At 42.6% G+C, this 12,426-nt stretch carries 5 protein-coding genes and 1 tRNA gene; 5 read left to right on the top strand and 1 reads right to left on the bottom strand.

The window, feature by feature from the left end:
- A partial coding sequence (locus VMW01_11035; GenBank protein HUW06782.1) for a LysM peptidoglycan-binding domain-containing protein occupies nt 1-660 on the top strand: 660 nt, incomplete at its 5' end.
- Nucleotides 661-1,127: 467 nt separating this feature from the next.
- The gene (locus tag VMW01_11040; protein HUW06783.1) at nt 1,128-1,595 is read left to right on the top strand and encodes a methionine-R-sulfoxide reductase; all 468 of its coding nucleotides are present in this window, start codon (nt 1,128-1,130) and stop codon (nt 1,593-1,595) included.
- 90 nt (nt 1,596-1,685) lie between these two features.
- Here the strand turns inward: VMW01_11040 and VMW01_11045 are convergent.
- Nucleotides 1,686-1,761 (bottom strand) — tRNA-His (locus VMW01_11045).
- 892 nt (nt 1,762-2,653) lie between these two features.
- Between VMW01_11045 and VMW01_11050 the strand changes: the two genes are divergently transcribed.
- Genes VMW01_11050 through VMW01_11060 form a run of 3 tightly spaced genes read left to right on the top strand, consistent with a single transcriptional unit; the run spans nt 2,654 to nt 12,390 of the window.
- Nucleotides 2,654-4,339: a hypothetical protein gene (locus tag VMW01_11050; GenBank protein ID HUW06784.1), complete on the top strand. Its 1,686-nt coding sequence runs from the start codon at nt 2,654-2,656 to the stop codon at nt 4,337-4,339.
- Nucleotides 4,340-4,343: 4 nt separating this feature from the next.
- Nucleotides 4,344-10,835: a hypothetical protein gene (locus VMW01_11055; GenBank protein ID HUW06785.1), complete on the top strand. Its 6,492-nt coding sequence runs from the start codon at nt 4,344-4,346 to the stop codon at nt 10,833-10,835.
- A gap of 22 nt (nt 10,836-10,857) precedes the next feature.
- Nucleotides 10,858-12,390, top strand: coding sequence for a hypothetical protein (locus tag VMW01_11060; protein HUW06786.1), 1,533 nt, complete (start codon nt 10,858-10,860; stop codon nt 12,388-12,390).
- The last annotated feature ends 36 nt before the right edge of the window (nt 12,391-12,426 follow it).

The raw sequence follows: 12,426 nt of genomic DNA on the forward strand, positions 1-12,426 counted from the left end.
TACAACTGCGGACCAGGTAACGTGAACAAGGCCATTCGCCGTTCGGGTGGCAAACGTAATTACTGGGAAATTTACTACCTGCTGCCTAGGGAAACCCGTGGCTACGTTCCTGCTTTCATCGCAGCAACCTATGCACTTACCTATTACAAGGAGCATAACCTAGTGCCTAAGAATATTGAAATGCCCTTTGCCGTCGATACCATTCATGTTCATCGAATGCTACATCTAAAGCAAATTTCAGAAGTGCTCAACGTACCCCTCGATGCCCTTCAGGAACTAAACCCCCAGTATATAAGGAACATTATTCCGGGGAAGGAGAAAACTTACATTTTGAAGTTACCTCAGGTTCTGATTTCTCAATTCATCGATAAGGAAAATGAGATATACTCTTACAAGGATAGTATTTTCTTTAATCCAAAAATGTTGGCTATTCCCGGTAATTATGGTGGTGTTTACGATATTGCAGGAAAAAAGAGGGTTGTTTACCGGGTAAAAAATGGGGATAATCTTGGCTTTATCGCCATGCGTTTCAACGTTAGGGTTTCTGAGCTACGCTACTGGAATAACATTCGTGGACACATGATTCGGGCCGGTCAACGGTTGGTGATCTTTGTAAACAAACGAACTTCAGATAAGAGATTGTCTGAGTTGACAAAATAAGTAAGTGCTTTGATTTTAAAGATAGAGCCCCGAGAAATCGGGGCTCTTTGCTTACGCCTATAGGTGTGAGAGCACGCCGCAATGGCTCTTGCACCTGACTAGAACCTGTATGTAAACCGTTGCCAAAGCTAGAGCGTAAACATTAATGCCGCAATTGGTCACGCTGGTCATTTCTATTTTTGTTTCTGATCTTGATTGCTGAAAAAACAACTCAAAGGCTTGGTGTGGTTAGGTTAAGTTATCGCCATTGATAATACCGGCGTTGTCATGATTTCCGTGAGATTATAAAACCTATAACCTGTTTTTAGCCCAGAGATATTTGAGGTTTGTAGTAGTTTTTTGGGGGTAGTACGCAATTGCAATTTTACACAAACGAATTCTAGCTGCGCTAAGTGAGTGGTATCTGCCATTTTTATCCAAAAACATTTAGTTGTGGCTGTTGTTTTTACACTAGAAAATCTTTCAAGATGAAAAAACTACTCCTTATTCTGATGGTTCTGGGCAGCGTCTCCTGCAACGGCCAAACAGTCAATAATAAAAAAGTTACTACAATGGATACCTCCAAGTTTAAAAAACTCACCCTTGCTGAAGAGAATGTTATCGTGAAAAAGGGAACTGAAGCTCCATTTTCTGGCAAATACGATAAGTTTTCTGGCAAAGGTGTATATGTATGCAAGCGCTGTGGAGCACCGCTTTTTAGATCGTCCGATAAGTTCGATGCCGGTTGTGGCTGGCCCTCCTTCGACGATGCAATTCCGGGAGCTGTTAAGCGCACGCTAGATGCCGACGGTCAACGTATCGAGATTACCTGTGCCCGGTGTGGTGCTCACTTAGGGCATGTATTTATAGGCGAAGGCTTTACGCCAAAGAATACTCGATACTGCGTAAACTCCATTTCGATGGATTTTGTGCCGGATAGTGCTGTAAAAAAATAGATTTGCAATTAAGTTAATTAAGCCACAGCAAAAAAAATGTTGTGGCTTTTTTGCATAAAAAAACTCCCTCGATTTCTCGAAGGAGTCTTTGGGTGGAAGATGGGTCTCGAACCCACGACTTTCAGAACCACAATCTGACGCTCTAACCAACTGAGCTACAACCACCATGTTTTGCGGGTGCAAATATAGCTACTTTTTTTCTGCTTCCAAATGTTTTGCTCGAATCTGTAAAGGCAATTTTGCTCCAAAAAGGTCAATTCAGCAGCATTTGATGCACGCGCTTTAGCGATGAGGGTGATAGTGAGTTAAAGGTTAGGTGGGAAGCAAGCCTTGACACAATGTTGATCCTCTAACTTATTAAACCTTCTAATGATTAGGTGCATAGTAGTTTCAGTTCATTTGATATTGAGGGAACTTGCCACCGCTTTGACAGGGAAAACTATTGCAATCCCCGCCATTAAAGCCTAAGTAATTCGCACAGGTACAACTTCAGCCTTTCACCCATTAGCCTTTCATTTCATTTTTGTGCAACTTTTCAACCTTCTTTATTTCCTTTAGACATATAGCTCTTGTGTTTTTTATGACGAACGACTTGAGTTTTTTTCTCAATTATTATATATTTCGCTTAGTTATATTAATGTCAAATAAGTGCTTAGATAAGCCCTTTCGCCTTTCGGTTAAAAATTTCAGGTTCTTTACCGTGGTGGAGTTTTTCTAGGAGGCTAGCCAGTCTTTTCTGAATATGGAAATGGCAGACAATTGAAGCAAGCAGTAGTACTTCCAGATAACCAAGCGATAACTAGACTGAACGTGCTATGGATATCTATAGCACGTTATCCATTACATGAAAAGGTTAATAAATATTCCCATTGGGTGATCGACCAATCTTGGGCACCTAAATACAAGGATTAAGTTTTTTTTCAGAGACCAAATACCTTGACCAAAGAATCGGGAGGAGGGTATTCATAGTTTAATAAGCTGCTTGCTATAGCGCCAAAAAACTCCACTAATTACATTAATTGTGTTTTTAGATTCATTGCTAAATTTAATATTTACTAATGAAAAGAGTTCCCGTTTTACTGCTCTTTGTGGTTTTGTTACTAGGTGTTAATCAAAGTAGCAATGCACAGAATTTGGAAAATATCAAATCGGGAGGAAAAATAAAAATTTCCGGTCAGTTGGGTGCATCCATGGTGTTCTATAATGTTACTGGACGCGAGGCCAACCGACCAGCCTTCTCTTGGATGCTAGTTGGTAATCCTGTTGTAGATATTTATGGATTATCATTGCCCTTCTCCCTTACCATTAGTGAGCAGCAGCGAAGTTTTCAGCAACCCTTCAATAAGTTTGGCGTAAGCCCCTCCTATAAATGGGCAAAGCTACATCTGGGCTATAGGGATGTCAACTTTTCTAAATACACCTTGGGAGGCCACACAATGTTGGGAGTTGGAGGTGAATTTACCCCCGGAAAATTCAGGCTTGGATTTATGTATGGTCGGCTAATGAAGGCTGTTGATGCCGATCCCATAACCCAAAATGAACCCTTCACTAGTCGGATACCGACCTATCGTCGCGATGGCCTCAGCTTTAAGGTTGGATATGGAACCAACGCTAACTTCATCGACTTTGTTCTTTTTAAGGGTCACGATATTCTTAACTCTATCGACACCTTGAGCCAACATTCGGTGGCACCTGCTGAGAATGTTGTTTTTTCAATTATTACCAAGCAGCGATTTTTAAAGAAATTTGAGTTTTACCTTGAGTATGCAAACAGCATTTTTACCAAGGATGCCCGATTAGATAGCTTGCCCCCTAGTGGAATTTCATCGCCATTTTCAGGGTTAATTGCGAAGAACTCCTCTACGTCGCAGGGGAGTGCCATCGAAACATACTTTGGCTACAGTATGAAAGTGTTTAACATTAAGTTGAGATTCAAGCAAATTGACCCGGGGTTCAATTCCCTAGGAACTTATTTTATTCAGAACGACCTGCGCAACATAACCATTGAACCGGGAGTGAACTTGGCTTCGGGAAAGTATATTATTGGTAGTAGCCTCGGATTCCAGCGCGATAACCTCAAAAATACCCTAACTCAACAAACCAACCGCACAATCTGGTCGATGCGATTCTCTGCCAGACCAATTAACTGGTACAACCTCGACGTTTCGTATTCGAACTTTGAGATTAGCCAAAGCAAAGCGAACTATTCACTCGATAGCTTATATAAAATATCACAAACCACCCAGTCGATTACTGTCACCCAGAACTTTAGCGTTACAGGAACTACCTTTATGCACAACTTCCTTCTCTCGTTCAATAATCAGAAGCTAACCGATAACAATAAGGTAACTGAGAATACAAACTCCTACACCACAAATATGTGGATGGGCTCCTACATGGTTAGCTACATGCCCCTGAGGCTGAACATGTCGCTCACCTACACCTATTCGCACTTTAAGCTCGATATAATGGACACTAAGTACTTTGGCCCGGTTATCTCCTTTTCTACCTCGTTTTTTAAGAATAAAATGAATCTTGCACTGAGTGATAGCTATTTCAATAATCGGGTCAATAGTTTGGATGTTAGTAATATAAATATTTTGTCGTTTACTACCTCTTACAGGCTAAAAAAGAACCATCAATTTAAAGCAAGGTATAACCTGCATACCAATAATGCTATGGATGCAAGCATTAGCTCGTACAGAGAGACAACAGGTGAAATTGGTTATTCATTCATATTCTAAGGATATGCTGTTAAAAAATGTCAACACCCGGATACTCATATTCATTAGCACCTTGCTGCTAGTTTCTAATATTGAGGTCAAAGCCCAAGTTACAGCAAATGTTGTGGTAACTCCACCCTACAGTCCATATGTTGAGGATTATATAAACCATACTCATATTACCCTATCTGCCATTGATTTCAGTTCAACCAACTGTTTTCTCAACATTAAGATTGTTGGGGATAATGGCATCGAGGTGTATTCAAAATCAGATATCATATATCCTCACTTTACCCTTTACAATGCCACTCCGCTGGTGCTTTCTGCAATCGATCTTCAGGACTATTTTCAGATTCAAAATCTTTTGACGGTTGGCATTAGCCCAACCGACCTACAAAACAATGGTTTGCCAGCCGGCAACTATCAGCTCTGTGTTCGTGTTTTCGACAATGGAACCCCCGTTTCTGGTGATTCTCCTTTGGGCTGTAGCGGCTATTTCAGTATACCAAATTTATCGGTGAATGTGGCCACTCAGGTAGTTCCTCCTTTCATGGAGGACGTTACCCAATATGCCGACAGGGCTCTTGTAACCCTTACTGCTAACCGTCCGGCAAAGGTTAGGCTCAACTTAAGGATTGAGGGGGATAACGGCATCGTGCTTCGCACCAGCCCCACTTTTTCACCCGCAAATTTAATTTCACTATCAAATGTTCCTCAGCTAATCACTTCCGGTGATCTATTCGACTATTTTCAAGCTAACGCTTGGGTGGTTTCCGGAATTTCGAGCAGTGATCTCTTCAAATCCGGCTTGCCGGAGGGAACCTATAAGCTGTGCGTCTCTGTTTACGATAACTCAGGTATGGTTTCACCGGAGGGTGGTGTGGTTGGGTGTAGCAACATGTTTAGCGTGAGGTATCTTCAACCCCCCATGATTGTATCCCCGGCCGATCAAACCGTAATTACCAATAGCACCATTCAAAATATTGTTTTTAGTTGGACGCCATCGCCAGGTGCTCCGGTGTGGACAACCTATACGCTTAAAATTGTTGAGATATTAGATCCTTCCCAAAATCCAAACGATGACATGCTTTCGGCCACTACGCCCGCATTTTTCGAAACGGAAGTGCAGGGAACGGCCTTCTTGTATGGCCCGGCACAGCCACTTCTGGAACCCGGACGAAGGTATGCCTTTGAGGTAATTGCAAAGGATGCTGAATCGAACAGGCATTTTCAGAATTTTGGCCGAAGCGAAGTTTACTCCTTTACCTATGGAACCAGCACCACAAACATCTTTAACCCAAATGTTAGTGCTACTTCAACCGATTCGATAAACGGCTCCATAACAGTATTTAGCAACGATTTTAGCTATGTACCTGAAACGGTAATTAAGGGAAGACTATTCTGTAAATTCCCCGACAACCCCAACGGGCCAATTAGTTATATCAACTTGATAAATGGCTCCAATAGCCAAATTGTTATTCCAAACAACTATTCTACACACACACTTCAAAATAAAAATGACCAGAAGCAAGGAATTAATTATAACGATGCAATGCTACTGGGCATTAACATTGGCTCAAGTGTCAATCAAAATAGCATTACTGCAAATTATGGTGTTTCTTCTGCTAATAATTTGGGCAAGTATAATTTTAATCCTCAGACACTAACCTTCTTTGCATCCACCGAGACCATGGAGAATACCAAACCACTTCCAAACACAATGGTTAAACTGGTTGGTCGAGTGGCCTACTATAAAGATGGTTACCCCGAAAATGGTTTTATGCCAGATTATCATGGGCCCAATGCCAAGCAGCTAATTAAAAGCATTGTTGACATGAAAGGCAACGATCGTGGTGATGCCGACAAGATTATTAACGTTGTGCTGGCGGTAACCGAAACCGATCAGAATGGCAACTTCACCTTCGATTTTCAATCGGACTTTTTTACTGGTCACTTTACGACAGTTGATATTACTCACCCTCCGATTTCGACTGAAATTCAAACCTTAAATCCACTGGAACATTTGACTTGGGGAATGGATGAGGTTTTTCAAGGTGTAAACTACATGGGTGGAAATGTCGCATTGGGTAATGCTCAAAATGCTGGAATGGGTGGTGGTGGTCAGCAGCACACCATGAGTTTAACCATTGACGATCCTTCGCAATATGCTGGATACATTTGCCTAAAAGTGGAGGTTGTTAATGAGAAGTTTTGCAGCCCCGATGTGGACATTCTGGCCATGCCCGGCGATAATGTTCAGCTGCCCGATCAGGTGGCCAAGCTAAAAACCTATAACTTAAAGGTAGTTCCAAAGGCTTCTAACGTTACGGGTCAGGTTGCACCTGCAGGTCAGCCAATGGATAATGTGAGGGTTAGCATTATGCGTGATTCCCACAAGCTTAATCAAGAGTTGCCGCTTATTCTCAACTATGAAGGGGAACGCCTAACAACCCATACTGTGGACGATTATGGCTCCTTCAAGAATGTGGCCATCGACACCACTGGGAGTGAAGGCAATATCTATGTCAAGAACCTTGTTGTGCAAAGCGATATTAATCCGCAGTATCTTATTGAACTCTCCACGAGAGATAATAAAATTTCTAGCACCAGTTATGAAGATACTAAGTATAACTACCAAACCATTTTTGAGGCATTACCATCAAGTTCCCAAACGAGTGTCGACAACAACAGCTCGAACAACACCTACGCAGTTTACAACCACCTTTACACTATTCCCGAAGTTGAGTTGGATTACACCATGCAACCCCTAAATCCGGAGATAAAGGGGCGCATAATGGCAATGACCAATTCGCAAAATGCATCCGAAAAGGATGTAAGTGTTGAGCTAATCAATCAGGTCGATTATTTTAAAACCTTTAGCTCCATGGGCGAATTTGAGAATGCCTATGGTGGCATGAAGTATTATAACAATACATCCATCCTGAAATCAGAAGGTAGCACCACCTCTAATGAGATTGGGTTTTACCAGTTTAAAAATTTACCCATAAATAAAATTGGGGATCAGGTGCGTGGTCCCTATCGCCGATTGTTTATCCGACAGCCTGGATACCGCGATACTGTTATTCCTCCACTAACAATGCACGCCTATAATATCAGTTTAGGTCAGCTTCTCGACATTAAGGATGTAAACCTTACTCCCGTTCCTCCCATGAGGGGTTATGTTGTGGATGAGGATGGAAATGCCGTGGCTTCCTACGTTAAAACCGACTATACTCCTTTTTATATTACAGAACATCAAGTATGGTTTGGGAAGGACTACGAGATGTTTAAGATTCCAGTTCAATCGGTTCACAATACCATAACAGTTCAGCCTAAGTCGACCCAATACTACGAACGCGATACCTCCTTTTCAACCCTACCAACTGTTCCCATGAAGTTGATGGTGTTTAAAAAACTGCATCGACCTGAGATTGTGGTTAAGGATCCCAAGGGTAACCCTGTTCATTTTGCGAAGGTGGAAATTAATAACCAAACGGTATATACCAATAGCCAAGGTGTTGCACAATTCAAGTTTGCCTCAGCGGGCGATCAGTTTACCATTAAGATTACATCTTCGTCAGATTATGTTCCGGTTCAGGAATCCATTAGCATTCCGGTATCGAAAACTTGGACTCAGTTCGTTTATAATCTCGACTATGGCATAAGTATACATGGTGTTGTTACCGATAAATCGAATGGTCAACCTATTGCGGGGGCAGAGATCTATTCTGAACTAAAGAGTACCAATGGCACCGTACTTTACATACAATGCTCCTCTGGACAGGACGGCAAATACACGCTCAAGGGAATTCCACATGGACAAACAGCGTTTAAGTTTTATGCGGTGAAGAGTGGCAATAATCCAAGCTATGTGGGCGATTCCAAGACGATCAACCTAACGATGCTTTACAATGTGCTAAATCCCCCCTCTTACAACTTTGCGCTACAACGTATTACAGGTTGGAATTTAACCACCATTTGGAATTACCCAGTTGTCATAGAGTATTTTGCATTGGTTACCGGAAAAACGGATGAGGCCACCGTAAGTGGATATATTCATAATCTACCTACTACAGGTGACTTTGTTATTGAGCAATCCGATCTTAAGATACCATTTAGCGGTCTGCACGTTAAAAAGTTGCCGAATGGAAAGATGGAGCCGGTGAACGACTTCATAAAGCTAGATGTTACCGATATTCCATTGGTGGTTAACCAGAGCTTTTCAGGTGATCTAATCAGATTGGTTGGTGTTGCCGGAAATGTGCAAAAGTATACGAGAACACAACTTAGGATTGAGAAATCGGAGGATATGGCACAATTGAAGGGTATGGTGAAGCTTGATATTAGCTCCATTAATGTTGCCAGTGACTTTAATGCTATTTTGTATATAGGCAGCAGTAATCTAAATAACCAGCTGGTTGCCTTTTCAAATCAGGTCACATCATCTTCTAGTCAATACATGAATTTGTCTGGTCAGGGTTTGATAGCAACACCAAACCAAGTAGATGTTTCGGTATTTAAGAAACACTATAACGTGTTTAGCCTCGATAATTCCCTTGCGCCAACACCTGTTAAAAACTATAGGGTTTATGGCTTTAATGCAAGTTCAATACTTGGGAATTCATCCTACTTAATGGGAGATAAGATTTTTCTCTCTACCATCTTGCATACCGATATCGCAACGTGCCAAACATGCAGCAGTTTAGACTTAAATATGAGTGTTGGCGAGGTGACAATATCCACCTCCGGTATCTCCCTCAATCCATCTGCCAGCGCCCCCCTGAATTTCAACCTTGAGAAGTGGAAGGTCACCTCCCAGCAAGGATGGCATTTTGACTATAACGACGAAGCTATTGTTATTGACAAAGCGTTTATAAATACTGGTGTTGGTATTGATGCAACCATCAAAAATTTAAAGGTTAGGCCAACCTCCCTTAGCGAAGGAGTAATCGATATGTCCAATGGTGGTCTTTCGTTGGGCGGGGTTGCCACAATTAAACTCTCAAGCGGATTGACGCCTCTATTTAACTACGATAACACCGGTCACTACCGCATCAGCGTGGTGGGAAATTCGGCATCGAACCAACCAGCTGGCTATGTTGACAATCTTCCTGAGATGCAGCATGGTCAAAGGTTGGAGTTTGCCTCCATTGGGATAATGAGCGATCAGACCAACGTGCTCACCATTATGAAGACCTTCAGGTTCTACAACCTCATCGATTTAGAGGTGAGCCAAATTGTTTCGGGCAAGGACTATTTCGACCTCCAAGGAACTCCCGATCCTAAGATCCCCGGCTTTACCCCATTGATGACCGCAATGCGTTATAAATTAGATAATGGACACATTGTTGGCCGAATGCAACCTTTCCAAGGTGTGGTTGATTGTCCCGGTAATGTTGAATTTGAACTCGATACTTCTCAAACGTTCGAAACGGGAAAATACACGGCCTACGGAACGTTTAAGGTATCGCCTGTAAATTCGGGTGGTGCGCCATTCTATTTGAGGGGCAAACTCCAAAGGACCAATAGTTCCTGTAAGATAGATGTAATAAAGGTTGATGCCCTTAAGAAGTATGAGGGTGACAACGCTCAAGACTTTAAAGCAGGTAGTAATATTGTAAAAATAACAGATGGCAGCATTCACACCATAAACAATAACTCCGAGTGGAACAGCCTGGTGTTCAACGGAAACACCTCCGCTATTGATGGTTTGAATGGAGCAGGTGCAGATAACACCTTGACGTTTACTGTATATGGCGACGTAGATGTAAGTAGCTCCAGTATTAAGCTTACCAATATTGACGTGGGATTAGGTAACATGAGTCTGGTATTCGATTTTGAGAAGGGCAGCCTTTATGGCAACTTGGTGGTCCACGATGTGGATTTGGGCTATGCCACTGTTGTTTATGGACAGGTGAGCGTTAAGTTCGACAATAGCGGCTACTATTTGGCTATGGCTAATACCCATTTAAAGTTGCTTCAAGTGCTTGGCGTGCAGGGTGGATTACTCATTGGCAACTCCAGCTCTGTTTTGCCCGCTGATGTATCGGCCCTTATCAGTGGTTTTGAAGGCAAATTCAAACCCAACTTAAGTACCATTCATGGATTCTATTTTATTGGGCAGGCAAATCTTCTGGATATTAACGAAGAGGTTCCTGTTGTTCCGGTTTTATCCATTAATATTAAGGCAGGACTGGGCTCTTATGTAATGGGCGATTTTGATCCAGCCAATCGCAAGGTTAAAATTGGTGGGTATGTTTTCGCAAATGCTTCGGGTGGTTTTTCTGTTGGACTTTGCAGTTTTTCAGTTTATACCGGAGCTTCTGCAAATATGGATGGTGAATACAGTTTCAGTCCTAAAGTCCTAACCCTTCAGGCTTGTGCTGATGGTGATTTTGGTGTTCACATGTGTCTCTATGATGTGGATGTTGATTTCAACTTTAACCTCTATGCAAAGCATTCAAGCCAAACCGATGTTGGATATGGCTTTGGCTTCGGTAAATGCTCGATAAAGTAGTGTTCAGGAAAAAAATTTGAAAATGAGATACAAAATAGCAGCGTTAGTTTTACTTCTCCTCCCGTTGTGGTTGGAGGGTCAGGTTATCACCGGTTTTAATACCCTGAGTGGAACCAAGAATCCGGAGCTTTACTGGATAACGAAAAATATGTCCAAACCCAGCAATTTTAAGGTGTTTAGGTCGGGCATGGAGAAGAAGGAGTTCAAGGAGATTGGGACAATCCATCTCACTGAGATGAAGCACGACACGCTGGTATTCGTGGTAATCGACACTACCATTACCAAAGAGGGCCTTTACCAATACTATATTGAGGTAAAAACCGCTGATAGCACCATCGTTCACTCCGATATTCTCTTCGGTCATAACCTGCCAAATATTCCAAGGGTGATGCTTACCACCTTTACTGCCGAACCGGCCAAAGATAGGAAGGCTATTCATCTTCAGTGGAAGCTTACCTATGGCTTCACAGTAAAATCGCTGTCGCTATTTCGAAGTAAAAAGTTTGACACCGGTTACCAGATGGTTGCAAGCTTACCAGCTGATGCCGTGGAGTATACTGACCCGGTTGACTTCTCCAACGAGGCCTACTTTTACTTTATTCAGGTAAACGACTTTTTTGGCTACCAGCTGCCAAGCATACGTATTCATGGTTTTAGTACATTTAAGGAGACCCCATACCCACCGCAGGACTTTATGCTGGCGCATAAGGATGGGAGCGCGGAACTTACATGGAAGAACGTGGGTAGTAACGTTGTTGGGAATAAAATATATCGGCAAATTACCACTGCCACCAACAGTATGGTGACAAACAAATTTTTCCCTTGCACTGGTCTAATCAAACCGGTGGGTGAACGAGGGCGTTTTACCGATACCATTCTTAAGTCGAACCCTTCTGTTCAGGTGAGCTACTATGTGGTGGCCGTGAGCGATGGCTACGTGGAGAGCAATCCTTCAGAAACCCTAACGATTGTTAATCAGGGGCCAGTAGAAGCCTCCCCACCCAAGGAGCTAAGCTACGTAATTGATTCGCTGCAGAATTTAATGCTTATTTGGACTCGCCAAAACGATGACCCTCAAGTTGCTGGCTGCAACATTTATAAGTCGGGCGAAGGGTTAGCCACCACCAAGTTGAATAAGCAGCTGATACCCGTTGGCATAAACTACTTTACCGACGAGAATTTTTCCGGTTACGGCCAGTGCACCTACGAAGTGGAGGCGGTGAGTGTAACGGGTGCGCCATGCAAGGCTCGGGCTCACATAAACGTTGGTCCGGTTTTTCCTCGACCTCGCATCATCCTAACGCTGCAAAAAACTGATAAAGGAATTAGCGTAGAGTGGAGCAGCCTATCGGCTAAAGGTATTAAACGGATGGAGCTTTATCGGCAGGCAGGTGACGATAAACCGGCTCTGCTCACAACTATTAAAAACGGTGAAAAAACCAGCTACCTCGATTTAACCGCGAAGCCGGGTGCTTTCTATGTTTACTCGGTGGTTGCCGTTTTAAACGACAATACTAAGCTGGTAATAAACGAGGGGGTGGGGATAAAGGATTAATCCTATAATAGTTAGCAAATTATAGTCGTCATAAAG

This window comes from Williamwhitmania sp., from assembly GCA_035529935.1.
Lineage (GTDB): Bacteria > Bacteroidota > Bacteroidia > Bacteroidales > Williamwhitmaniaceae > Williamwhitmania.

Bases quoted from the DNA above. Each gene is read 5' to 3' on its own strand.
- VMW01_11040 (HUW06783.1), top strand. From the start codon at position 1,128: ATGAAAAAACTACTCCTTATTCTGATGGTTCTGGGCAGCGTCTCCTGC.
- VMW01_11050 (HUW06784.1), top strand. From the start codon at position 2,654: ATGAAAAGAGTTCCCGTTTTACTGCTCTTTGTGGTTTTGTTACTAGGT.
- VMW01_11055 (HUW06785.1), top strand. From the start codon at position 4,344: ATGCTGTTAAAAAATGTCAACACCCGGATACTCATATTCATTAGCACC.
- VMW01_11060 (HUW06786.1), top strand. From the start codon at position 10,858: ATGAGATACAAAATAGCAGCGTTAGTTTTACTTCTCCTCCCGTTGTGG.